The organism is Pantoea sp. App145 (assembly GCF_047947045.1).
Lineage (GTDB): Bacteria > Pseudomonadota > Gammaproteobacteria > Enterobacterales > Enterobacteriaceae > Pantoea.
The window spans coordinates 3,966,158-3,990,984 of sequence record NZ_CP133290.1 but is presented as its reverse complement, the minus strand read 5'-3'; the positions used below and the strand labels follow the sequence as shown (position 1 = coordinate 3,990,984).

The window sequence follows — 24,827 nt, the reverse complement described above, 5'->3', positions numbered from 1 at the left end:
CGTAACTTATTAAAATTTATGACGCAGGGAGGGCGAGATTTTTGTAGCGGCGCGATTTATCGCGCGGGGTTGAGACGGCATCGCGCCGCTACGATTCAGAAGCGTTGGTAATATCCGGAATAAATTCCACGCGCTTTTTCGAAATCAGCCCATCGCCGTGCTGGCAAAAATAATCCACCGCACCACAGGCTTTCAGCACCTGCAAAGGCTGATGGCAATCCGGGCAGATGGCTATTTGATCGAAATGGCTGCCGCAATGTGGGCAATCAAAACCTTCTGTTACGTGAGTCAGCGCTTGCTGGCAGTTTGGACAATGTGCGTTCATCTTCTTCTCCAGACACACAAAAAAATGAGGGCCACTTTGGCCCTCATCATCTTATTTTTTGTTCTTTTTCAGGTGCGCCAGCAGACGCTTGCGTTTGCGCTGCTGAGTTGGCGTCAGCAGGTTACGTTTGCCTGCGTACGGGTTATCACCCTCTTTGAACTGAATACGAATCGGCGTACCCATCACGTTCAGCGAACGACGGAAGTAGTTCATCAGATAACGTTTGTAGGAATCCGGCAGGTCTTTCACCTGATTACCGTGAATCACCACAATCGGCGGGTTGTAACCACCAGCATGCGCATACTTCAGCTTCACGCGACGACCACGCACCAGCGGTGGCTGATGGTCTTCGGCTGCCATGTTCATGATGCGCGTCAGCATCGAGGTGTTCACACGTTTGGTGGAACAATCGTAAGCTTCGGTGACCGATTCAAACAGGTTACCTACGCCGCTACCGTGCAGTGCCGAAATAAAGTGAACGCGAGCAAAATCGATAAAGCCGAGACGGAAATCCAGCGTCTCTTTCACTTCATCTTTCACTTCCTGCGACAGGCCATCCCACTTGTTAACCACAATCACCAGTGAGCGCCCACTATTCAGGATAAAGCCCAGCAGCGACAGGTCCTGATCAGAAATGCCTTCACGCGCATCGATCACCAGCATCACGACGTTGGCGTCTTCAATCGCCTGCAGAGTTTTGATCACCGAGAACTTCTCAACGGTATCAGTGATCTTGCCACGCTTACGCACACCGGCGGTGTCGATCAGAATATATTCACGATCGTCACGCTCCATCGGGATGTAAATGCTGTCACGTGTGGTGCCCGGCATGTCGTAAACCACGACACGGTCTTCACCGAGAATACGGTTAGTAAGCGTTGACTTACCGACGTTAGGACGTCCGACAATCGCCAGTTTGATCGGTAAAGTGGTCGGATCGAAGTCGTCCTCTTCCTCATCAATCAGCTCCTCGCCGTTCTCTTCTGCCGCTAACGCTGCCCAGTAGGCTTCGTTTTCGTCTTCTTCGCTGACTTCCCGCGGCGCAACGACATCCATCCACGGCAGCAACGCAGTTTCCAGCAGCGAGGTCACGCCACGACCATGCGAAGCGGCGATAGCGTGGATCTCACCCAGTCCCAGGGCGTAGAAATCCAGCACAGCGGCTTCCGGATCGAGACCGTCGGTTTTGTTCGCCACCAGGAAGGTCGCTTTTTGACGTGAACGCAGGTGATTAGCGATCTGCTGGTCAGCTGGCATCACACCCGCACGGGCATCCACCAGAAACAGCACCACATCGGCCTCTTCAATCGCCAGCAGTGACTGCTCTGCCATGCGATTTTCTACACCTTCTTCAGTGCCATCAATACCACCGGTATCGATAACAATAAATTCGCGCCCTTCCACTTCGGCGCGACCATATTTGCGATCGCGAGTCAGTCCAGGAAAATCCGCCACCAGCGCATCACGGGTGCGCGTTAAGCGGTTAAACAGCGTGGATTTCCCCACATTGGGACGCCCAACCAGCGCGACCACAGGTACCATAACACTTGCCTCAGTTTAAAAATGAATCGCCCGAATGGCGTGAGTATAACGACATTTACCGTAAGGTTCAGGCTGAAGGCGCTAAGAATACCATAAAAACGAAACGGCCCCTGAACAATCAGGAGCCGTCGCAACCTACAGCCAGGCTTCGCCCTTAACGGGTAATGGCGTAAACCTCACCGTCTTTCGACTGAATCAGCAGCTTGTCACCCGCCACCACTGGTTCGGTCTGGAAGCCGGAGCTGTCGAGTTTCTGCTGTGCCACAAAGCGGCCATCCAGCGTATTGATCCAGTGAACATAACCTTCACTGTCGCCCACCACCAGGTAGCCATTAAACAGCACCGGTGAAGTCAGATTACGGTGCAACAGCTCGCTCTGACGCCAGATGGCTACGCCACCGTCGGCGTTCAGCGCATCGACACGGTCATTCTGATCCACCAGGTAGATACGACCCGCATCAACGATCAGATCTTTCACGCCGCCAATTTCGCGCTTCCACAGGATCTGACCAGAACGCAGATCCAGCGCCGTCAGGTTGCCGTTGTAAGCCAGCGCATAAACCACACCATTAACGATAACCGGCGTGGTATCGACGTCGTTCAGACGGTCGATCTCAGTGGCACCGCTCGGCTGCGAAATACGCTGCTGCCAAATCAGCTGGCCCTGGTTCATGATCACCGCGCTGACGCGACCGTTGTCGCCGCCAACAATGGCACCACCAAAGGCAACCGCCGGAGCTGATTCACCGCGCAGTGACAACGCTGGCATATCGAGGTTGACGCTCCACTTGATCGCACCGCTCGCCTGATCCAGCCCTTGCAACTGACCGTTGCTGGTATGAATCAGTACCAGACCATCGCTGACGACCGGACGTGATAACGCCTCACCCGCCACTTTGGTCTGCCAGGCAATGCTGCCATCGCTGGTGTTCAGTGCAAACACCTGACCGCGCTCACTGCCGATGTAGAGGCGGTCACCGTTTACGGTAACGCCACCCGACAGCAGTGCTGAAATATTTTTCGAGAAGAAGCCGGTCTTCTCAGAGAGGTCCACTTTCCATTTTTCTTTGCCGTTGCTGGCATCGAGTGCTTTCACCACGCCAAAGCGGTCAGCTGCGTAGACAGTACCATCCTGCCAGGCCGGATGCAGGTTGGAGTAGAAGTCGCCGACACCATCACCCACGGAGGTGCTCCACGCAGTTTGCGGCGTAAACTGATTTTCTACTTTCGGCAGCGGGGCCATTTTCACTACATCTTCTTCGCCGCTGAACAGCGAGCAACCGCTGAGCAGAGTGACTGAAATCAGCCCTGGCAGCAGGTATTTACGTAATTCCATGTGCGCTCTCTTGACTGGCTTAACTTAAGTTATTCATCTTCATCTGCAGCATTTGCTTCAGGGCCGGAGAAGCTTGTGACTCCGCACCTTTGCTCCAGGCATCACGCGCGCCCTGCTTGTCGCCTTTGCTCAGCAGTGCTTCGCCACGAATGTCCGCTACGATAGCTGTCCAGCCATCACCCTTAACATTGTTGAGGGTAGAAAGTGCGGCATCGGCCTGATTTTGTTGCAGTTGAATGCGTGCCAGACGCAGGTTAATCACCGCCTGCAGATTGGCATCTTTGGTGTCTTTCAGCCCGCTCTGTAGCAGAGCGATAGCTTTGTCCAGCTGATTGGTTTCAACATACTGTTTAGCCAGATCCAGCGACGCCAGGGCACCATAGGTGTTGTTGTTTTCACTGGCAAAACTGGCAACAGCTTCCAGCGTTTGCGGCTTATCAGCCTGCATGGCGCTGGTCAGCTGCTGATACTGCGCTGAGGCGGCTTTGTCGGCACCGGCCTGATGGCTGGCCCAAAAACGCCAGCCGCCCAATGCTGCGATACCGATGACAACGCCTACCGCCAGTGCTTTGCCATTGTTGGCAAAAAAGCGACGCAGCACATCAACCTGTTCGTTTTCGTTGCTGTAAACTTCCACGCAATCCCTCTCTTAAAAATGGCTGTTGCGATGCTACGCTTACGGCAACAACGTGCGCAACGTAGCACTGGCTTCACTCTGGGCCAGCGTCTGCTGATCGCCGGTACGCAGGTCTTTAATCACCACCAGGCCGGTTTTCACTTCATCTTCGCCCAGCACCAGCGCAATGCGCGCGCCCCACTTGTCTGCACGGGCAAACTGCTTCTTGAAGTTACCACCACCGAAGTTAGTCATCAGCTTCAGCTGTGGGTCAGCATCACGCAGTTTTTCCGCCAGTTGCATCGCAGCGGACTGCACGCCCTGCCCCGAAGCGATAACATAGACATCAACAATGCGCGTCGGTTCAAATTCCGGGTTAACTGCCTGCACCAGCAGCACCAGACGTTCCATACCCATGGCAAAACCGACAGCTGGCGTCGGACGTCCACCCAGTTGTTCAACCAGACCATCATAACGGCCACCACCGCACACGGTGCCCTGAGAGCCGAGCGCACTGGTCACCCACTCAAACACGGTACGGTTGTAATAGTCGAGACCACGCACCAGACGTTGGTTAATGGAGTAGCTGATACCGGCATCGTCCAGCAGAGCACACAAGCCGCTGAAGTGCGCGCGAGAATCTTCATCAAGGAAGTCACCCAGCGTCGGCGCATCATTCAGCAGCTTTTGAATATCCGGGTTTTTGCTATCGAGTACGCGTAGCGGGTTGGTGTACATACGGCGTTTGCAGTCTTCGTCCAGCACCTCTTTATGCTGTTCGAGGAAAGCCACCAGGGCGTCACGGTAGTTAGCACGCGCATCGAGTGAACCAATCGAGTTCAGTTCCAGCTGGACGTGCTCGGCAATACCCAGTGCTTTCCACCAGCGCGCGGTCATCATGATCAGTTCAGCGTCAACATCCGGTCCCTGCAGGCCGAAGACTTCCGCACCCATCTGATGGAACTGGCGATAACGGCCTTTTTGCGGACGTTCGTAGCGGAACATTGGCCCCATGTACCACAGGCGCTGCTCCTGGTTGTAGAGCAAACCGTGTTCGATACCGGCGCGCACGCAGCCTGCAGTCCCTTCCGGACGCAGCGTCAGGCTTTCACCATTGCGATCCTCAAAGGTATACATCTCTTTTTCAACCACGTCGGTGACTTCACCAATCGCGCGGCTGAACAGCGGGGTCTGCTCAACGATCGGCAGGCGGATTTCACTGTAACCATAGCTGGCCAGCACCTGCTTGAGCGTGCCTTCGATACGTTGCCAGATCGCGGTATCCGCCGGCAGGTAATCGTTCATCCCGCGAATCGCTTGAATATTCTTCGCCACGTTAAAATCTCTTAAGACAAAAAAACCTGTCCGGCATCATACCTTATGAGGATGAAACCGCACAGGTTCAATCACAAACTGGCACGCGGCTGACGCGCACCTTCCCTTATTTTTCCAGCTGCTGCACGTTAATGCGGCGGCTTTCGTCCAGCATTGATGCCTTAGCACGGATACGCGCTTCCAGCTGGTCGATCATGTCCTGGTTATCGAGACGGTCACGCTGGCGCACGCCATCTTCGTAGAAACCACTTTTCTTGTTACCACCGGTGACGCCCAGCGTCGATACCGTGGCTTCGCCTGGACCGTTGACCACGCAGCCAATGATCGAGACATCCATCGGCGTGATGATGTCTTCGAGGCGTTCTTCCAGTGCGTTTACCGTGCCAATCACGTCAAATTCCTGACGTGAACAGGTTGGGCAGGCAATAAAGTTGATACCACGGGAACGGATGCGCAGGGATTTGAGGATGTCATAACCCACCTTGACCTCCTCCACCGGATCGGCGGCCAGCGAGATACGCAGCGTATCGCCAATCCCCTCTGACAGCAGCAAGCCTAAACCAATGGCGGATTTCACTGCACCCGCGCGCGCGCCACCCGCCTCGGTGATGCCGAGATGCAGAGGCTGATCAATGGCTTTCGCCAGCAGACGATAGGATTCAACCGCAAGGAAGACATCGGAGGCTTTAACACTGACTTTGAACTGATCAAAGTTGAGACGATCGAGGTGATCCACATGGCGCATGGCGGATTCGAGCAGCGCCTGCGGCGTTGGCTCACCGTACTTTTCCTGCAGATCTTTTTCCAGCGAACCGGCATTCACACCGATACGGATCGGAATATTGTAGTGACGCGCGCAATCCACCACCTGACGGATACGCTCGTTATTGCCGATGTTGCCTGGGTTGATTCGCAGACAATCTACGCCATATTCGGCGACTTTCAGCGCGATGCGATAGTCAAAGTGAATATCCGCTACCAGCGGCACATTAACCTGCTGCTTAATCAGTTTGAAAGCTTCAGCCGCGTCCATGGTCGGCACTGAGACGCGGACGATATCGACGCCGACGCGCTCCAGCGCTTTGATCTGATTGACCGTGGCGGCAACATCCGTGGTACGGGTGTTGGTCATCGACTGAACGGCAATAGGCGCACCGTCGCCAACTGGCACCTTGCCGACGTAAATCCGCGTTGATTTGCGACGGATAATGGGTGCTTCGTTATGCATATTCTCTCTCCACAATTGCCCGGCAAGCGCGATGCGCGTTATTGCGCACCGACTGTCAGACGGGCAACCTGGTTATTACGGATAAAACGGCTTAAATCAACGGGCTGATTCTGATATTGCACCTGGACAGCGGCTGGCGCACCAATTTTCAGACGATACGGAGCCTGACCAGACAGACTCAGTTTACCGCCGCTACGTTGCAGGCCGCTGAACAGCTTTTTACCGCTGGCGTCGGTGACTTCCAGCCAGCAATCCGCATTGAAGTTCATCACCAGCGCATTAGGATCGGCTGACGTCTGGCTGACGCCTGCGCTACCGGTCGGCAACTGACCCGCAACGCTATTCGCCGGGGCAGGAGACGTCGCCGGAGGTGGCGTGCTATCAACCGGCGCCTGGCTTGGCGCGACCACAGCATTGTCGCTGCTCTGCGCAGCGGGTGCACTGCTGGCCGCAGCAGGCGCATTGCTGCTAGCGGCAGGCGCGCTGGTGTTGTTATTCGGGGTAGCTACCGCACCGGCACCGTTATCGATCGGCGTGCCTGCGGCGTTGGTGTCGGCATCAGTGGGGGCGTCGTTGCTGCTGCTATCACCCAGCGGAATTGACTGACTGTTGTCACCGCTGTTGCTGCCGTTTTGGTCAGCCATTGACACCAAATCTTCCTGTGAGGCTTTATGATTCTGCCACCACCAGGCACCGGTCAGACCGATCACCACGAAGATCACCAGCCAGGTGAAGATCATCAGCCAGCCATCACGTTTCTTGCGTCGTTTACCCAACGAGAAGCTCTGCATAGGCTCGATTTTGGCCGCACGAACCGGTGCCTGTTTTGCCATCATCGGCAACAGGTCATCTTCCGGTACATGAACCAGACGGGCATAGGAGCGAATATAACCGCGCAGGAAAGTCGAAGCTAAATCAGCAGGCGATTTGTCCTCTTCAATGTCGCGTACGGTTGAAAGTTTCAGGCACAGGCGTTCAGCGACGTTTTGCTGGGTCAGCCCCATCTGCTCACGGGCCAGACGCAGGCGTTCACCTGTGGAATGTACTGCAGATTTCTCTTGAGTGGCTTCAGTATTCATTAGCTAAATAACGCTGGTACTGTATCGATTGTGGAAAACTTCGCGCCAACCGGTCGCCATAACGTGTAACGTCAGCAGCGTTTCCCTGTTGCGCGGCGAAACGTATCTGTAACCCTAAGCTGTCGGCACTGGCGGGCAGCTTATGGTGGTAAATCTCTAAGAGCAGTGAAACCTTGTCCCACGCTTGCTGTTCAGATTGCCTTTCCGCTTCCGTCAGCAGTTGATTGCCCAGCTGCGGTGCGGCATCCAGTGCGTGAGTTAATTGCTTCCGTGCAGCGGCATAATCGCCAGCCTGCAGGTAACAATAGCCCGAAAACAACAATGCATCCTGACGGGCATCGAGGTCCTGCGCATCAGCTGCCAGCTTAAACTGTTGATGCGATTCGTCATACTGCCTCAAACCGCAGAGAAACGCACCGTAATTGTTAGCCACATAACCATTGGCCGGGGCCAGTTGTTGCGCACGCTGGTAGTACCAACGTGTTTGCGCGATATTCTGCTGCGCCTGAGCCACGCGCGCAAGCGCCAGCGGTACCCGATAATCTTGCGGCGCAGCCTGTTGTGCTCGCAGCAAATTGCGCTGCGCTGCCGAAAAATCTTTCACCGCCAGGTAGTGCAATCCCAGCTGCAGGCGAATATCTGCAGCCCCCTGACGCGCGGGTTCACTGACACACCCGGTTACAACAAAGCCTGCCAGCAATACTGCCGGTAATCCCTTACTCATCGTCCATTCTCCCTGAATCATTCAGGCGGGAGAGACTGACACGAGTTGCGCCCGGTGAACATCACCAGGCGCTGACTTTCAGAGCGCCTTCACAGAGATGGCTTCACCGGCCATCTTTTTACGCATCGTACGCTTGGTACGGTCGATCACATCACCAGCCAGCTGACCACAGGCGGCATCAATATCATCACCACGGGTTTTACGCACGATGGTGGTGAAACCGTATTCCATCAATACTTTAGAGAAGCGATCGACACGGCTGTTGGAGCTACGGCCATAAGGCGCACCGGGGAAGGGGTTCCACGGAATCAGGTTGATTTTGCACGGCGTATCTTTCAGTAACTCGGCCAGTTGATGGGCATCATCCGTGCTGTCATTAACATGATCCAGCATCACGTACTCAATCGTGACACGTCCCTGGTTGGCATTGGATTTCTCCAGGTAACGTTTCACCGCACCGAGGAAAGTTTCGATGTTGTATTTCTTGTTAATCGGCACGATATCGTCACGCAGCGTGTCGTTTGGGGCATGCAGCGAGATAGCCAGTGCAACGTCAATCATATCGCCCAGTTTATCGAGTGCCGGAACCACGCCGGAGGTCGACAGCGTGACGCGACGCTTAGACAGACCAAAACCGAAGTCATCCAGCATGATTTCCATGGCCGGAACCACGTTGTTGAGATTAAGCAACGGCTCACCCATGCCCATCATCACCACGTTGGTGATCGGACGCTGACCCGTCACTTTGGCCGCACCGATAATTTTCGCCGCGCGCCACACCTGGCCGATGATTTCCGAAACGCGCAGGTTACGGTTAAAGCCCTGCTGTGCCGTCGAACAGAATTTGCATTCCAGCGCACATCCTACCTGCGAAGAGACGCACAGTGTGGCGCGGTCATCTTCCGGGATATACACAGTTTCGACCAATTGGTCGCCGACGCGAATTGCCCATTTGATGGTGCCATCACTGGAACGTTTCTCTTCCGCCACTTCCGGCGCGCGAATCTCAGTGAGCTGCATCAACTTGCCACGCAGCACTTTGTTGATGTCGGTCATCTGCTCGAAATCATCGCAGCAGTAATGATACATCCACTTCATCACCTGATCGGCGCGGAAGGGCTTTTCACCGAGCGAAACAAAGAATTCGCGCATCTGCTGACGGTTAAGATCCAGCAGGTTAATTTTTTCGTTTTTAGGGGAAACAACCACGGGGGAAGCGGACGACGGCGTCACAATCTGTTCGGACATAATGTTCTCTGGCCTCGTTGTTACACGTTATGGCTCTGGTTAAGAATAGGAAAAAAACTGCGCCCTTGCTGAGTGAGCTCAACAAGGGCGCATAATTGTACTACATCTGCGGCATGATGCCAGGGGGAACGGTTTACGCCAGGTTAAAAGGTGTAAACCTTTCGTCGCCTTAGCGAGTGCGCGGGCAGACTTCGTTTTCAGCGAAGAAGTAAGCGATTTCACGGGCAGCTGATTCTGCAGAATCAGAACCGTGGGTCGCGTTCTCGGTGAAGCTGTCAGCGTAGTCAGCACGCAGAGTACCAGCCAGCGCGTTGTCCGGGTTGGTTGCACCCATCAGATCACGGTGACGCTGAACGGCGTTTTCGCCTTCCAGAACAGAAACCACAACCGGACCAGAGGTCATGAATTCAACCAGACCATCAAAGAACGGACGGCCTTTGTGCTCAGCGTAGAAGCCTTCAGCCTGCTCTTTGGTCAGGTGCAGCATTTTTGCGCCAACGATTTTGAAGCCCGCGCTTTCAAAACGGTTGTAGATAGCACCAATCACGTTCTTAGCGACGGCGTTTGGTTTAACGATTGAGAAAGTACGTTCGATTGCCATGTTGACCTCTGTTTTTACGGCATAGCCATTCTGAAGAAACCGGGAACCTGCCCGGTAAGAAAACGGGGCGATTATAGGGACATCGCCGGGCGTTGCCTATTGCCGATCGCAGGAATTATTGAAAATAATTGATTTCTGTCGGGGCAGACCGTTTAAAAATGTGCCATATCCTGATGACCATCTTCAACTTTCACCTTATCAGCCCTTGAGATAGCCTGCACATTACCGGACACTGAAGGCTTTCCTGATTGATGAGAAGAGGTTGCTATGACAGCTCCCCTGTTTGTATCCGCTGACTGGTTAAATGAACATTACACCGAGGAAACCCTGCAGCTGCTGGATGCCCGTATGCTGCCACCTGGCCAGGAAGCCGTGCGTGATATCCAGGCCGAGTATCTGGCAGGCCATCTGCCTGATGCCCCCTTCTTTAATATTGAAGCCCTTTCCGATCACACCAGCCCCTACCCGCATATGATGCCGCGTGCCGAATCCTTTGCCGTCGCGATGCGCGAGCTGGGTGTCAGCCAGGATAAGCACCTGGTGGTCTACGACGAGGGTAACCTGTTCTCCGCGCCCCGGGCATGGTGGATGCTGCGTGCTTTTGGTTGCCTTAATGTGTCGATTCTGGCGGGAGGCCTGGCGGGCTGGAAAGCGGCGGGCTTTACCATTGCCAATGGTCCGGTTTCGCTGGCGGAAGGGGAATTTGAAGCGAAGTACGACGCCAGCCAGGTGAAACGTCTGACCGATGTACTGCTGGTAAGCCATGAAGGGGGAGCGCAGATTGTCGATGCCCGTGCGGCCAATCGCTTTAACGCTGAAGTGGATGAACCCCGCCCCGGACTGCTTCGTGGGCATATCCCCAATAGCCTCAACGTGCCGTGGAATAATCTGGTGGTTAACGGCGCACTCAAGCCTGCGGCTGAACTGCGCAGCGAGTTTGATAAAGCGGGCGTGAAACTGGATCAACCGGTGATTGCCAGCTGCGGTTCGGGGGTGACGGCGGTGGTGGTGATTCTGGCGCTGACGTCGCTCGGCGTGCGGAATGTCGCCTTGTATGACGGCTCCTGGGGCGAATGGGGCAGCCGCGACGACCTCCCTATCGAGAAGTAATAACCGTAGCGGCGCGATTTATCGTGCGCCTTTGGCAACAGCGCCGGAATAACAACGCGCGATAAATCGCGCCGCTACGATTCAGTGCAGTTTTAGATAATTCGCTGGCTGCCTTTGAAATCGCGCAGGAAACTGCCCCAGCGACGTTCATAAAAAGGCGTGATATGGGCGGTAAAGAAATGGCTCACGCCATGCTCGCCGCTCACCACTTCACAGAGATCAATCGGTGCATCATCCGTCAGCGTATCAGTCGCCACGCTGCCTGCCGCCTGAATAATCTGTTCAATATCGCTATCCGCTTCAATGCCAATCAGCAGGTTCGGTGCATCGCCCGCCTGTTCACGAATGCTGGCAATATACGCGCGGCGTACCTGTTTATATTTAGCGAACAACTGCGTCAGCGAGTCGATCATCTGAGCGGGTGGTTCAGCGACTTCAGACAGCAGCAAAGCATGGCCGCCTTCCAGCACCGTTTGCTGGCTAAGTGCACTACCCTCTTCGCCCAGCAGATGGGCAATCTCACCGGCTGAAAACTCTTTCCCTACCGGCAGCTTCGGGTTGAGAAACAGGGTTTCGCCCAGCGTCATTTCGAACAACGTCCGCGCGGGCAAGCGCAGGTAAGCCTGTTCATCCTTGATCGCTTCACTCATCGCCTGTTCAGACGTGAAAAACGGAATGACGCTACCGCCCTCTTCCTTTTCCCAGTGCTGCAAATCAATCGGTGTGGTGGCATCGAACTGCTGCGCGCTGCTTTCACCCGGCACCCAGACATCAGCCTCCAGCAACAGCTGAAAAAATTCCGGACGGTGCGCAGGCTCAGTGGCCGCCAGCTTCAGCACCTCTTCAAGACGGTTACTCATGGTTTGGTTTTTCCAAAAAAAGACGGCAGGTTTACGCCTGCCGTCATCAGGATTATTTCAGCAACAGATTCGCGATGGTACGCACACCGAGGCCGGTTGCGCCAGCTGACCACTGTTCCACCGCGCTCTTGCGATAGGTTGCTGAGCAGTCGATATGCAGCCAGCCCTGCTGATATTTGCTGACAAAATGCGACAGGAACGCCGCTGCACTGCTGGCACCCGCAGAGTGTGCCGGGCTGGCGATGTTATTCAGATCGGCAAAGTTTGACGGCAGATGGCTGCGGTGGAATTCCGCCAGCGGCAGACGCCAGAACGCTTCGTTTTCACCGGCGGCACTGCCCAGCAGCGACTGAGCCAGCACGTCATCAAAAGTGAACAGCGCATGGTAATCATTGCCGAGCGCGGTTTTCGCCGCTCCGGTCAGTGTCGCCGCATCAATCAGCAACTCAGGATTTTGTGCGCTGGCGTCGATCAGGCCATCGGCCAGTACCAGACGTCCTTCCGCATCGGTGTTCATCACTTCAACGGTTTTGCCATTGCGGTAACGAATGATGTCGCCCAGACGGAAGGCATTGCCGCTGACCATGTTGTCGGCACAGCACAGATACAACTTCACGCGTTTGTTCAGCCCGCGGGAAATGGCCAGCGCCAGTGCACCTGTGACGGTGGCGGCACCGCCCATGTCGGACTTCATCGAGTCCATAAAGCTGCTCTGCTTCAGGCTATAACCACCGGTATCAAAGGTGATGCCTTTACCCACCAGGCAGGCATATACCGGGGTATTTTCATCACCACCAGGATTGTAATCCAGTGCCAGCAGCACCGGCGGGCGAGTTGAACCACGGCCCACGGTATGGATACCCAGGTAGCCCTGCTCGCGCAGATCTTCACCTTTGGTAATGCGGTAGCTTACGGCATTGCCACCCACATCAGAGATCAGGTCAATCGCGCCATGTGCCAGCTGTTCCGGGCTGAGGTCTTCTGCCGGTAAGTTGATGATGTCGCGCACCCAGTCAACAATCTTCAGGCGGCGATCAAATTCGCTCTGCTCATGCTCGCTCAGCGCGGGCCATTCCACCTGACGCGTGCCTTTCGGACCACGGTAGCCCTGCCAGAATGCCCAGCATTTTTCCAGATCCCAGCCTTCGCCGCTTAAGGCGACATGGCGAATACCCTGGCCATCGAGTTTGCGCGCCGCGCGCTGAATGCTCAGCAGCACATCGGTGCCGGTGAGGTGAAGGGTCATGCCACTGTCATTGCTGCTCAGCAACGCTTTCTCACCCCAGCGCGCATCGGCGGCCTGGGAGCTGAGCGTAATTGTCATTGGTTGTGTTGTCATCGCGTGGCTCCGTATGCATGAGTTATCACCTTCCGCCAGACCAGCGGAATGATGCTGTTTAACAGAAAGTTAGCGGGTATTGGCCGCAGGCATTAACGCCCGCAGGCGGGTTACCGCTTTGTTGACCAGCTCAATGGCGTAATCAATTTCCTCTTCGGTGGTAAAGCGTCCGAGCGAAAAACGCAGCGAGCTGTGTGCCAGCTCCTGCTCAACGCCCATGGCGCGCAGCACATAAGAGGGTTCGAGGCTGGCCGAGGTACAGGCAGAACCGGACGACAGCGCCAGATCTTTCAGCGCCATAATCAGCGATTCACCTTCAACGTGGGCAAAACTGATATTGAGGATATTGGGTGCGCCCTGCTCCAGGGAACCATTCAGCGTCACATCGCTGAGTGCGCTGATGCCCTGCCACAAACGCTGGCGTAACGCCGCAAGGCGTGCAACTTCCGTGCCCATCTCTTCCCGCGCGATACGATAGGCCTCGCCCATGCCAACAATCTGATGTACCGGCAAGGTACCAGATCGCATGCCGCGCTCGTGACCACCGCCATGCATCTGCGCATCAATCAGCAGACGCGGTTTACGGCGAACCCAGAGCGCGCCGATGCCTTTCGGACCGTAAATTTTGTGCGCGGAGAAAGACATCAAATCCACCGGCAGCGTGCTGACATCAATCGGCAGTTTGCCAACGCTTTGCGTCGCATCAACGTGAAACAGAATGTCGTGCTCACGGCACAAGGCACCGAGCGCAGCGATATCCTGAATCACACCGGTTTCGTTGTTGACGTGCATCAGCGAGACCAGAACGGTGTCAGCACGCAACGCCGCAGCCAGCATTTCTGGCGTGACGATGCCATCGTGACCGGGTTGCAGATAGGTGACCTCAAAGCCTTCGCGCTCCAGCTGATGGCAGCTGTCGAGCACCGCTTTATGTTCGGTCTGACTGGTGACGATATGTTTGCCGCGCGCCTGATGCGACAAAGCGGCGCCTTTGATCGCAAGGTTGTCAGCTTCGGTGGCACCGGAGGTAAAAACGATTTCACGTGGATCGGCATTGACCAGCTCGGCAACCTGGTTGCGAGCGACATCGACAGCTTCTTCAGCCTGCCAGCCAAAACGGTGAGAACGGGAAGCGGGGTTACCGAAGGTGCCATCCAGGGTGAGGAACTGCATCATTCTGGTGGCAACACGCGGATCCGCTGGCGTGGTGGCCGCGTAATCCAGGTAGATCGGTAATTTCATTGCGCTAAAGCTCCGTATAAAAAATCATACGACTTTATAGCATGATTCGGCCCTCCCTGCGTTAGCAGGAAAGGCCGAAGGAGGCAGGATCAGGCACGCAGATTAACGTTGATGGTTTCCTGCACGCGGTGATTCTGGAAGCGACGATTGTCGATAGCATTCTGACGATCGGCCACATCAAGAATTTCCTGATTGTTAACCAGTTCCGCCAGCGTGATGTTGTTAAGGAATTCGCTGATGCGTTCACTCAGGTCACGCCACAGCACGTGAGTCAGGCAACGTTCACCACCCTGGCAACCTTCTTTACCCTGGCATTTGGTGGCATCAACGGATTCGTCAACCGCGGTGATTACCGCGCCAACGGCAATCGCGCCAGCATCTTTACCTAACAGATAACCGCCGCCCGGACCACGCACGCTGGCAACCAGACCATGCTTACGCAGACGCGAGAATAACTGCTCCAGATAGGACAACGAAATGCCCTGACGCTCAGAAATATCAGCCAGCGGCACCGGCCCCTCGTGCGAGTGCAGGGCAACGTCCAGCATAGCGGTAACGGCATAACGTCCTTTGGATGTCAGTCTCATAGCATACAACCTCGTAAGCGTCCGTCGGTTATCGGCGGGTATCTGATGAATGGCCGCTAGTCTGACATTCCTGAGTAAATTGGTCAACTATTTAACCGAGTAATTTGCTCAACTATTTAACTGAGCAATTTACTCAACTATTACCCTCACTACCTTTACGTTTTTCGAACGACGCCAGCATACCGCGCAGAATATTCAGTTCATCACGCTCCGGGCGCGCACGGGTATAAAGACGACGCAGCTTGCTCATCACCTGGCCGGGATTGCCTTCACGGATAAAGCCGCTGTTTAGCATCATCTGTTCCATGTGCTGGTAGAAGCGTTCCAGATCATCCACCAGCGGATAAGGGGATTCTTCAAACTGCGGCTTCGGTGTGGCCTTCTCCTGCTCTTCCAGCCAGGCCATGCGCACTTCATACGCGATGATCTGCACCGCCATCGCCAGGTTCAGCGAGCTGTATTCCGGGTTAGCCTGAATCGCCACATGATAATGGCACTTTTGCAGTTCTTCGTTGGTCAGGCCAACGCGCTCGCGACCAAACACCAGCGCAACCGGTGCCTGCTGGCCCTCTTCGACGCTTTTGATGCCGCATTCACGTGAATCCAGCATCGGCCACGGCAGCGAACGTGAACGTGCGCTGGTACCAACCACCAGACTACAACCTGCGATGGCCTCATCCAGTGTATCGACAATTTGCGCATTACCAATCACGTCGCTGGCACCCGCAGCCAGTGAGATCGCCTGAGAATCAGGCTTCACCAGCGGGTTGACCAGGTAAAGGTTACTCAGGCCCATGGTTTTCATAGCGCGGGCCACCGAGCCCATGTTGCCGGTGTGGGAGGTTTCAACCAGTACAATTCGGATATTTTGCAGCATAATAGAAGCAGGTAAGAAAATGATGGCGCGATCCTAACATAAAAGCAGGACATTTACCGAATGCGCTGCTATACTCCGCGCCGTTTTCCCTGTTCTTTAACATCCAGCGAGAGATACCGATGCATCCGATGCTCAACATCGCCGTGCGCGCTGCGCGCAAGGCCGGAAATTTAATTGCAAAAAATTATGAAACCCCGGACGCTGTCGAAGCCAGCCAGAAAGGCAGCAACGATTTCGTCACCAATGTTGACCGCGACGCAGAACGTCTGATTGTCGAAGTGATTCGCAAGTCATACCCGCAACACACCATCATCACCGAAGAAAGCGGTGAACTGGCGGGCGACGATCAGGACATTCAATGGGTAATCGATCCGCTGGATGGCACCACTAACTTTATCAAACGCCTCCCCCACTTCTCAGTTTCTATCGCTGTGCGCATCAAAGGCCGCACCGAAGTCGCTGTGGTTTACGATCCAATGCGCAACGAACTGTTCACCGCCGTACGTGGTCAGGGCGCGCAGCTGAACGGTTACCGCCTGCGTGGCAGCACCGCTCGCGATCTGGATGGCACCATTCTGGCGACGGGTTTCCCGTTCAAACTGAAGCAGCATGCCCAAACCTACATCAATCTGGTGGGTAAACTGTTCACCCAGTGCGCTGACTTCCGTCGTACCGGTTCTGCCGCACTGGACCTGGCTTACGTAGCCGCAGGCCGTGTTGATGGCTACTTCGAAATTGGCCTGAAGCCGTGGGATTTCGCTGCCGGTGAACTGCTGGTACGTGAAGCGGGCGGTCTGGTGACTGACTTCACTGGCGGCCATGGCTACCTGATGTCCGGTAATATCGTGGCCGGTAACCCGCGCGTCGTGAAAGCGCTGCTTTCCAACATGCGTGAAGAACTGAGCGAAGCGCTGAAGCGTTAATCTCTGGTTGCGGCGCAATGTATCGCGCCGCGACATTAAAACGGCCGCAGGCCACTGCTCATCATTGGCTGTGCGCTTTGCCACAGCACCACGCCCGCCATCAGCAAAATTACACTGCCAAACAACGCCAGCATGGGCATCAGTACTTTCGCCTGTCGTGCTGCCGGGCTGGCGCTACCCAGCTTCTCTGCCAGTTTACGCGAACGCTGCACCAGCAAGCCCATCGCCGAGACGGTGACTGCGGTGCCCATCGCCATCGCAACAGCCGATGCCACACCCCAGGCATAAACGTTAATCACTTTGGCAAATAACAGCATCATGATGGCACCGGAACAGGGACGTAATCCCATCGAGAACACCACCAATGCCTGTGTTTTGCCGCTCACCGCCTGCTCCATCTGCGCGGGAGAAGGCAGATGCGCATGGCCGCACCCACAATGTTCATCATGCTGATGATGTGGCCGGATGGCATGAATCTGCATACGGGGCGCAGGCTTTAACGCTGCCCACAGCGAGCGTAGCGCACGCCAGCCAACCCACACGCCCAGCGCCATCACCAGCAGATAACTGCCCTTCTCCAGCCAGTAGCTGCCGAGATGCAGTTCACGCGAGGATGTCTGTAGCACTACCAGCATCACCGTCACCAGCCCGATTGCCACGCCCCCCTGCAACAGCGCCGCCAGTAACGTCAGCTTCATGCTGGTTTTTAAGCGTGCCGGATGAGTCGCCAGAAAGGTGCTGATCACCACTTTACCGTGTCCCGGACCCAGTGCGTGCAACACGCCATAGGCGAGGCTGAATAACATCAGGGTAAAACCGGCCTGATGTGGCTGTTCAGCCACCTGCTGTAGCAGTTGCGTCATTTCGCGGTTCAGCACTTTTTGCCAGATGACACTTTGCAGCAAAATCTGCGGCCAGAATTGCCACAGCAATCCCCCTGCCAGCAGCAAAACCAGCGCCAGCAGCCACAATGGCCATAAATGACGTGAACGGGAAGGCAGTGAAATTAATGACATGTCAGCGTCACCGTCTGCGCGAACTGCTGCCCGAGATCCATATCCTCGGGTGGAGCATCGGCTTTATCAAGCGACAGCGCATACTGTTTCAGCGAGTCGTCAGGTTTTGGCGTATGCAGATCCAGCTGGCAGCGCGATTTCAGCGCATCCGGCATGGTCAGCGCCTGCGCATTGTCGTAGTACATATCAACGAAATAGCTTGGGTCAAAGGTGAGGATACGATACTGGCTCGCGCTCAGGGATTGCGGCTCCCCCAGTGGCAAAATGAATTCCAGCACCGCTTTGTTACCGTTGCGCGACAGCTGGTATTCCTTCGGTAGATTGAGGAATTTCACCCGGTTTTTCCCCTGCCACACTTCGGTGAAATAGTGCTGCCCCAGCACATTAGCCATCACCTGCGCCGCAAGTTTTTTCCACACCACGCTACCCGGCTCGGCTTTACCAGCATCATATAGCAGATCAGCGGAGGTGATTTCGTCCATCGTCCAGACCATTTTTAATCCGGTCAGATGATCATTTTCGGTGACCAACTCAGTTTTCATATCAATAAAGCTATGTGGATGTGACCAGGCTACGCCACTAAACAGCAGCATCAGGGTAAAAAGCGCGATTTTCATAATGTTATAAAGTAACAATTAAAAGGTGCAGATTCCAGTGGTCCAGAAAAACTGTGACCCGCTTTGAAGCTCTGAGTAAAAGTCACGACAAAGTGCAGGGTTACCGTGTGGAGTTGACTATTCTTAGCTCAAAAATGACCTGCTGGAATGACCATTGATGAGTTCTGCGTCCTCTTCTGCACCACTCTTCAGCCGTTCCCAACGTCGTTGCCATCTGCTACTGCTGCTATTTCTGCCCGCTCCCGCGCTGACGCTTGAAAAGCTCTGCCAGTTAAATGGCGTGGACCCTGTTGTCGCCCGACAGGATATCGCGGATGTCAGTGACGAGATACAGCGTTATCATCAACTGGAGCTACACCAGATGGTTGATGGCAGCTTTCGCGTACATGGAACGGAACTGGACAGGCGCTTATGCCTGCTTCATTGGCTGCGACGCGCATTGCGCCTGTCGCAGGATTTTGTTTGTGAACACTTTGCCCCGGTGCTGCGCCAACGTCTGAAAGTGCTGAAGATTGAAAAAGCGTTGTGGGATGAGACCAATTTGCAGGCGCTGATTCAGCATTGCAGCCTGCGGCTTAATCGCAACTTCAGTCAGCGCGATCGGCTGTTTCTGCAAATCTTTATGAAGTATGCCCTGTGCCAGCGCCAGAACGCGTTGTTTAACCCTGCGCAGCGCGCCTGGCTGGCGGAGAAGGCGGAGCGGGAAGCTGCGGACGATGTGATTCATCACTGGCAAAAACGTTGCCATCTGGTGCCGGATGCCAGCGAGGCCGATTTCTGGACACTGCTGTTTAGCCTGATCCACGCACCGGACGGCAACCAGTTGCAGCACCCGCAGGCGCAAATCCTGATGCAGGCAATTGAAGCGCTGATCAGCCGTTTTGAACAGCTGGCACAGACACGTATCAATTATCCGGAAGAGTTAAAACAACAGCTTTTTACCCATCTGGCGCAGGCGCTGGACCGCAGCCATTTTGCCATCGGTATTGATAACAGCGTGGCGCTGGATGTTGCCCGGCTCTATCCACGCCTGCTGCGTACCACTGAACAGGCGCTGGATGACTTCGCGCAGCAATTTGCTACCCGTTTCAGCGCCGAAGAGGTGAGCCTGGTGGCAGTGTTGTTCGGTGCATGGCTGATGCAGGAGAACGCATTACAGGAGAAGCAGGTCCTGATGCTGACTGGCGAAGATGCCAGCCTGGAACAATTGCTGGAGCAGCACATTCGCGAACTGACGCTGCTGCCAATCAACATTACTTATCAGGACATGCAGCAGTTTCAGCAGCACGGCGCACCGCGTGATATCGCGCTGGTGATCTCTCCGTATGCGACCTCGTTGCCGCTGTTTTCACCAACCTTAATTCATGCGGAGCTGCCGCTGAGCGAGTACCAGCAGCGCCGCATCCGTCAGTTGCTGGAGTCTTAAGCCGCGCGTGGACGCAAAAACAGCGCCGGCAGTGCCACCAGCGCCATCACCCAGAACAGATGTCCCTGCAGGTGAGTAAACAGCACGCCACAAATCATGGTCATCACCGCGATGCCGCCGCCCATCGCCAGCGCCGAGTAAAGCGATTGCAGGCGGATGACTTCGGCACCTTTACGTGCGGCGATAAAGCGCATCGCCGCCAGATGGCAGACAGTAAAACTGCCACAATGCAGAATCTGCGCCACGATCAACAGTGGCAGCGCGGTGCTGGAGCCGAGTAGCGTCCAGCGCACCAGCGCGCAAACGCAGGACAGCAGCAGCAGATCGCGCGCGGTCCAGCGGCGGAACAGGCGATTGCTGAGCGCGAAGACCACAATTTCTGCCACCACCCCCAGTGACCAGAGATAGCCTACGATGGCGGCGGAATAGCCTGCCTCCTGCCACCAGATGGCACTGAAGCTATAATAAGCCGCGTGCGCTCCCTGCATCAGGGTGACACATAACATAAAACGCCAGACGGCATTTTCCCGCAGTAAATCACGCCAGGCAGACCAGCCACCGCTTGCACCGTGGCGGGCATCCCCCTGTGGACGGGTGTGCGGCGGCAGCATCATACCAGCCAGCATCGACAGCACGCCGACAGATAACAGCAGCAGAATCGCCTGCGATGAGAAGGCGCTGACCAGCATCCCTGTCAGCGCGGAGCTGATGACAAACGCCAGTGAACCCCATAAGCGTACCGGACCATAGGCCAGGCCAATTTGTTGCGTCCAGGTGGCGGCCAGCGCATCGCTTAACGGCACCAGCGGAGAAAAGAACAGGTTAAAACCGATCATCACCAGCAGCAGCCACAACCACTGGCCGCCGAGCCAGAAGCCCAGCGCAAACAGGCAGGTCATCAGCGCCAGCAGGCGCAGCGCACGAATCAAATGGGAAGGTGTTTTCACCTGCGAAGCAATGAGCAGACTGCCGACAAAACGCGCCACCATGCCGCAACCGATCATCAGACCGATTTTCTCAGCATCCAGTCCGATGCCTTTGAGCCACACGCTCCAGAATGGCAGATAGATGCCGTAACAGAAAAAATAGGTGAAGTAGCTGAGACCCAGCCACTTTGCCGATCCGAGGGTCATATTGGCTCCGCAGGGTAATCGATACCGATCTAATAATTTTGTGCGGTACTTTGTCAGAGCCAGGCAGAAAAAGGAATAGAAAGGCGGATTATCTGCCGCCATCAACGCTGAGGATTTGACCTGTCACCCAGTTCGCCCAATCCGAGGCGAAATAAAGCACCGCGTGAGCAATATCGTCTGCCACACCCAGCCGCCGCAGGGCGATATTGTCGATCAACTGCTGCTGACCTTCACTGCCGAGCGCATCCCATTGCTTTTCCGTCGTCGGGTTACTGCGAATGAAGCCCGGCGCCACGTTGTTAACGGTGATGTTCCACGCGCCCAATTCGTGGGCCAGTTGACGCGTCAGACCAATTTGCCCGGCTTTGGCGCTGGCATAAGCCTGAATACCGGTCAGACTGACATCCAGTCCGGCGCGGCTGGAAATATTAATGATGCGGCCAAAACGGCGGGCTTTCATGCCGCTGACCGCCGCCTGCGACATCAAAAAGGCCGCATTCAGGTTGACTGCCACAATCGCCTGCCACTGGGCAAAGGTCACCGTTTCCAGCGGCTGCCCCACCTGACCGACGACACCACCGGCATTGTTAACCAGTGTATCAACATCAATCTGCTGTGATGCGAGCGAGCTAAACAGCGCGCTAATTGCCTCGGGCGAACTCAGGTCGAGCGCGAAAGCCAGCGCATCGTTGCCACACAACGCCGCCGTCTCTTCGACCTGCTCTTTCTGGATATCGCAGGCAATCACCCGCGCGCCGCGCGCCGCAAAGGCCAGACAAATGGCCCGACCAAATCCGTGCGCTGCACCGGTCACTAATACCTGGCGTTGCGAAAAATCAAAAGGGTTTTGCATCAGGCGGTTCCCGTTTCGTTAATTTCCAGCAACGCCAGCGTCGCGAGACTCTGCGGCAGCTCGCCGCGCTCAATCCGATGAATGAGGTGCACCAGTTGCGTAGTGAGGGGCATCGGCAGATCAAATCCACGGCCAATATCAATAGCCGGAGCAATCTGCGCGTCAATTTCAGTCTGACGTTTCCGCACCGCCAAATCTCGCCAGATACCGGAGTGGGATTTGGCCGAGCGCCGGTTGTGCGCCACCATATCCTCAAAGGATTGACGAGTGTGTTCAGGACTGGCATCAGGTAAAAACGCCGAAGGGTCAAAACCATCAAACCCTTCCAGTACGATATTCTGCGCGTGCGCCACGCTGCCAATTTCCCGCGCCAGTGCCGTCAGCACCGGACGAAAGCGCGGCATCGCCAGCACATCGGCGATGCTGTCGTCGGACAGTGCAGTGGCAAACAGCAACGCGCCGTAAATCATTTTCGCCCACAGGAATCCCCAGATATTCGGGGTCAGGATCGCCGCAGCATCAAACTGCAGCAACAGCGAGTAGAGCGTTGCGGTACGCGGTCGCGTGACGCCGTCTAACTCCCCTATCACCACCGCCCCGCGTCCACCGTGATGAATCACACCGGGTTCAAGGAAGTCTGCACCAAAGTTAAGGAAAGCTCCCACGGTGCGTTCGATGCCAATCTCGTCGGCAATAACCCGTTCGTTGAGGCCATTTTGCATCGAGACCACGAAGCCGTCGGGTGCTAAATGCGGCACAATCTGGCGGATGGCCGCCGCAGTGTGATGTGATTTCACCGCCAGCAGCACGCAGCGGAAACTGCCTTCAAGTTGTTCAGGGAGAAAAGCCTGCGCCTGCACCACTTTGTCGCCGAGGGGGCCGGTGATGCGCAAGCCGTGCTGGTTGATTGCCGTCACATGTTCCGCGACGTTATCGACAAAAATCACCGGCTGTCCGGCGTCGATAAATGAAGCGCCTATTGCGCCGCCAATCGCTCCCGCGCCCCAAATAACCAGCGGAGCAGGCGTTTGCGGCTGAGTGACAACTGACATCGGTTTTTCCTCCGGGAAAGTTGCGCCTCAGCACACTAAAGCGCGTCAATAATCTCGCGAATTTCCGCCAGCGCGGTTTGCCAGATCGCCAGCATTTCCTCATCGGCACGCTGATAATAGCCACCGTAGTTGCCATCACCGAGATAGGCTTTGGCGCGTATCGGGTCCATTTTGCGCAACGTCACCAGATCGACCAGCGGCTTCTGCTGCTCAGGCTGCGTCACCCCAGGCAAACGCGTCCACGGAAAATTCTCCATCCACGATGCATGCGAAGCTATCGGGTCGATGGACATGACTTTTGCCCAGGTTTTTGGCGCATTCCACCAGTTGTGTAATTGCACCGTCACCCCCGGGTTGTTCACCATCCATTCGCTGAAAATGTTTTGCGCCGGTGAGTTGCCGCCGTGACCATTGATAAACAGAATGCGCCGAAACCCCTGCCGCTTCAGGTTATTGAGGATGTCATTCAGCAGGCAGATATAGGTTTGCATGCTGAGGCTGATGGTGCCGGGATAATCACTAAACGCGGGTGTCATGCCAAAAGGCATCACGGGAAAAACAGGAATGCCATAAGGCTCTGCGGCCTCGGTTGCCACTCTTTCTGCCAGAATCGAATCCACTGACAGGCTTAACAGCGCATGCTGCTCGGTACTGCCGAGCGGCACAATCACCCTATCGTCAGTGGTCAGATAGTGTGCTAATTGCTGCCAGTTCATTTCACTGATCTTCATTACGGTCCCCGGTGTTGGACGCGTGTAAAATTTCCTGCTGCAGCAACGGGACAACAACCCGCTGGATTTCTCCTGCATCAGGTACGTGCCTGTATTCAAAAGAAGATTGTTTTTCTCCCAGCTGGGCGGTGAGTTCCTGAACGCCGGTGGCGTACACCAGGGCATCGGTCTCTTTTAATAATTCGCCAAGCCGGGGATCATCGCTGTGAACCACCGTGACCTGAGTGACGTGTGGAGCAAAGCGCGCCACGCCATGCGTCATCAGCGCGGTAAATTCTGGAAAAATCGATACCACCAGCGTGCGGGTCAGCGGTTCGAGCGAAGCCAGCGCGCGGCGCGTGGCTTCGGACGGAATAAAGCTGATGTTCAGCAACGGCTGCCCCGTAAATAGCTCGCTGACTTCACGCCGACGATGGGCAAAAGTCAGCAGTAAATCGGCGCTGGCCACTCGCTGGCGCAGAACCTCATCCTGTTTCAAATCGGTGAGGGTCGTCGCTTCTACCGCCGCGATGTCACCCAGCGTTTCCGCGATGCACTGTGCGTAATCACGCGCCGCATCAATAAAATTGCCAATGAAAAAGACGGTTTTCTTCTTGAGCTGACGCTGCTTTTCGCCATAACGGCTGCTGACCAGCGCACCGAGTTCGGCGGCACTCAACCCCATCAACATGCCGCAATTGATAAAGGCATCCAGGTGCTGATGCAACTCATTGACATCATGCTCTGAAGACCCGAGCAACAGTGATGCATCGGCGATAAAGGTTCCGGCACCTGGCTTGCTGTACACCAGCTCCGCCGCCCTTAATTCGCGATAGACCTGCGCCACCGTCATCGGCGCGACACCAACCAAATCGGCCATTTCGCGCACCGAAGGCAACTGCTCGCCGGGCTTTAACGCACCAAAGGTGATGGCGTATTCAATGATGCCGCGTAACTGCGCCCCCAGCGGGATCGAAGATTCTCGGTCGAGGTGGAATTCCATTACCTACCCTGAAAGTGTACTGGTCTGTTAATACAATTATGCTGT

25 protein-coding genes are annotated in these 24,827 nt (G+C 55.5%); 3 read left to right on the top strand and 22 right to left on the bottom strand.

The genetic code is table 11. From position 1 onward, the window contains the following. Positions 1-88: 88 nt before the first annotated feature. The 10 genes from RCF31_RS18445 to ndk form a co-directional block, all read right to left on the bottom strand. Entirely contained in the window at positions 89-325 is a 237-nt protein-coding gene (locus RCF31_RS18445; protein WP_310615931.1) for a zinc ribbon domain-containing protein, read from the bottom strand. Between the two features lie 51 nt (positions 326-376). Next, positions 377-1,867 carry a ribosome biogenesis GTPase Der gene (gene der, locus RCF31_RS18440; RefSeq protein ID WP_416411900.1) on the bottom strand — a complete coding sequence of 497 codons (1,491 nt, stop codon included), beginning with the start codon at positions 1,865-1,867 and terminating at the stop codon, positions 377-379. A gap of 154 nt (positions 1,868-2,021) precedes the next feature. Beyond that, a complete protein-coding gene (bamB, locus tag RCF31_RS18435; protein ID WP_299456093.1) occupies positions 2,022-3,203 on the bottom strand; it encodes an outer membrane protein assembly factor BamB in 1,182 nt (393 codons plus the stop codon). 19 nt (positions 3,204-3,222) lie between these two features. Then, positions 3,223-3,840, bottom strand: a complete 618-nt coding sequence (locus RCF31_RS18430) for a YfgM family protein (RefSeq protein ID WP_084876305.1) — start codon at positions 3,838-3,840, stop codon at positions 3,223-3,225. A 39-nt stretch (positions 3,841-3,879) separates the two neighbouring features. Then, positions 3,880-5,154, bottom strand: coding sequence for a histidine--tRNA ligase (gene hisS / locus RCF31_RS18425; RefSeq protein WP_416411898.1), 1,275 nt, complete (start codon positions 5,152-5,154; stop codon positions 3,880-3,882). Between the two features lie 106 nt (positions 5,155-5,260). Further along, positions 5,261-6,382, bottom strand: a complete 1,122-nt coding sequence (gene ispG, locus RCF31_RS18420) for a flavodoxin-dependent (E)-4-hydroxy-3-methylbut-2-enyl-diphosphate synthase (RefSeq protein WP_084876307.1) — start codon at positions 6,380-6,382, stop codon at positions 5,261-5,263. A gap of 38 nt (positions 6,383-6,420) precedes the next feature. After that, a complete protein-coding gene (rodZ, locus tag RCF31_RS18415) occupies positions 6,421-7,461 on the bottom strand; it encodes a cytoskeleton protein RodZ (RefSeq protein WP_416411896.1) in 1,041 nt (346 codons plus the stop codon). Then, positions 7,451-8,185 carry a type IV pilus biogenesis/stability protein PilW gene (gene pilW / locus RCF31_RS18410; RefSeq protein ID WP_416411895.1) on the bottom strand — a complete coding sequence of 245 codons (735 nt, stop codon included), beginning with the start codon at positions 8,183-8,185 and terminating at the stop codon, positions 7,451-7,453. The genes rodZ and pilW overlap by 11 nt, the downstream gene beginning before the upstream one ends. Before the next feature lie 78 nt (positions 8,186-8,263). Further along, positions 8,264-9,433 (bottom strand): bifunctional tRNA (adenosine(37)-C2)-methyltransferase TrmG/ribosomal RNA large subunit methyltransferase RlmN, encoded by a 1,170-nt coding sequence (locus RCF31_RS18405; RefSeq protein ID WP_084876310.1) that lies wholly within the window; start codon positions 9,431-9,433, stop codon positions 8,264-8,266. Positions 9,434-9,602: 169 nt separating this feature from the next. Beyond that, positions 9,603-10,034, bottom strand: a complete 432-nt coding sequence (ndk, locus tag RCF31_RS18400) for a nucleoside-diphosphate kinase (RefSeq protein ID WP_007884899.1) — start codon at positions 10,032-10,034, stop codon at positions 9,603-9,605. A 267-nt stretch (positions 10,035-10,301) separates the two neighbouring features. On the opposite strand from ndk, the gene sseA reads away from it, so the two are divergent. After that, a complete protein-coding gene (sseA, locus tag RCF31_RS18395) occupies positions 10,302-11,144 on the top strand; it encodes a 3-mercaptopyruvate sulfurtransferase (protein ID WP_416411893.1) in 843 nt (280 codons plus the stop codon). 92 nt (positions 11,145-11,236) lie between these two features. Here sseA and sseB read toward each other — a convergent pair whose 3' ends face one another. From sseB to trmJ, 5 genes are all read right to left on the bottom strand, one after another. Beyond that, positions 11,237-12,004: an enhanced serine sensitivity protein SseB gene (sseB, locus tag RCF31_RS18390; protein WP_084876312.1), complete on the bottom strand. Its 768-nt coding sequence runs from the start codon at positions 12,002-12,004 to the stop codon at positions 11,237-11,239. Between the two features lie 52 nt (positions 12,005-12,056). Then, entirely contained in the window at positions 12,057-13,343 is a 1,287-nt protein-coding gene (gene pepB / locus RCF31_RS18385; RefSeq protein ID WP_313683586.1) for an aminopeptidase PepB, read from the bottom strand. 69 nt (positions 13,344-13,412) lie between these two features. Next, positions 13,413-14,585, bottom strand: a complete 1,173-nt coding sequence (locus tag RCF31_RS18380) for an IscS subfamily cysteine desulfurase (RefSeq protein WP_416411892.1) — start codon at positions 14,583-14,585, stop codon at positions 13,413-13,415. 89 nt (positions 14,586-14,674) lie between these two features. Next, complete coding sequence (gene iscR / locus RCF31_RS18375) at positions 14,675-15,172, bottom strand: Fe-S cluster assembly transcriptional regulator IscR (protein WP_084876315.1); 498 nt, start codon at positions 15,170-15,172, stop codon at positions 14,675-14,677. A 133-nt stretch (positions 15,173-15,305) separates the two neighbouring features. Next, positions 15,306-16,049 (bottom strand): tRNA (cytosine(32)/uridine(32)-2'-O)-methyltransferase TrmJ, encoded by a 744-nt coding sequence (trmJ, locus tag RCF31_RS18370; protein WP_084876316.1) that lies wholly within the window; start codon positions 16,047-16,049, stop codon positions 15,306-15,308. Positions 16,050-16,168: 119 nt separating this feature from the next. Here trmJ and suhB point away from each other — a divergent pair, with 119 nt between their 5' ends. Continuing rightward, the gene (suhB, locus tag RCF31_RS18365) at positions 16,169-16,972 is read left to right on the top strand and encodes an inositol-1-monophosphatase (protein ID WP_084876317.1); all 804 of its coding nucleotides are present in this window, start codon (positions 16,169-16,171) and stop codon (positions 16,970-16,972) included. 35 nt (positions 16,973-17,007) lie between these two features. Here the strand turns inward: suhB and RCF31_RS18360 are convergent, their stop codons facing one another. Further along, a complete protein-coding gene (locus tag RCF31_RS18360) occupies positions 17,008-17,988 on the bottom strand; it encodes a nickel/cobalt transporter (protein WP_416411891.1) in 981 nt (326 codons plus the stop codon). Next, complete coding sequence (locus RCF31_RS18355; protein ID WP_299456069.1) at positions 17,979-18,605, bottom strand: DUF1007 family protein; 627 nt, start codon at positions 18,603-18,605, stop codon at positions 17,979-17,981. The genes RCF31_RS18360 and RCF31_RS18355 overlap by 10 nt, the downstream gene beginning before the upstream one ends. 157 nt (positions 18,606-18,762) lie before the next feature. On the opposite strand from RCF31_RS18355, the gene csiE reads away from it, so the two are divergent. After that, complete coding sequence (csiE, locus tag RCF31_RS18350) at positions 18,763-20,031, top strand: stationary phase inducible protein CsiE (protein ID WP_416411890.1); 1,269 nt, start codon at positions 18,763-18,765, stop codon at positions 20,029-20,031. Here the strand turns inward: csiE and RCF31_RS18345 are convergent. The 5 genes from RCF31_RS18345 to RCF31_RS18325 form a co-directional block, all read right to left on the bottom strand. Further along, the gene (locus RCF31_RS18345) at positions 20,028-21,164 is read right to left on the bottom strand and encodes a 3-phenylpropionate MFS transporter (RefSeq protein ID WP_299456065.1); all 1,137 of its coding nucleotides are present in this window, start codon (positions 21,162-21,164) and stop codon (positions 20,028-20,030) included. The two genes, csiE and RCF31_RS18345, sit on opposite strands and share 4 nt — an antisense overlap. 88 nt (positions 21,165-21,252) lie before the next feature. After that, positions 21,253-22,017, bottom strand: coding sequence for an SDR family NAD(P)-dependent oxidoreductase (locus RCF31_RS18340; protein ID WP_416411889.1), 765 nt, complete (start codon positions 22,015-22,017; stop codon positions 21,253-21,255). Then, the gene (locus RCF31_RS18335; protein ID WP_416411888.1) at positions 22,017-23,069 is read right to left on the bottom strand and encodes a ketopantoate reductase family protein; all 1,053 of its coding nucleotides are present in this window, start codon (positions 23,067-23,069) and stop codon (positions 22,017-22,019) included. The genes RCF31_RS18340 and RCF31_RS18335 overlap by 1 nt, the downstream gene beginning before the upstream one ends. A 35-nt stretch (positions 23,070-23,104) precedes the next feature. Then, the gene (locus tag RCF31_RS18330) at positions 23,105-23,800 is read right to left on the bottom strand and encodes a creatininase family protein (protein ID WP_299456058.1); all 696 of its coding nucleotides are present in this window, start codon (positions 23,798-23,800) and stop codon (positions 23,105-23,107) included. Beyond that, positions 23,787-24,782, bottom strand: a complete 996-nt coding sequence (locus RCF31_RS18325; protein ID WP_416411887.1) for a GntR family transcriptional regulator — start codon at positions 24,780-24,782, stop codon at positions 23,787-23,789. Before RCF31_RS18325 ends, RCF31_RS18330 begins: the two co-directional genes overlap by 14 nt. Positions 24,783-24,827: the final 45 nt, after the last annotated feature.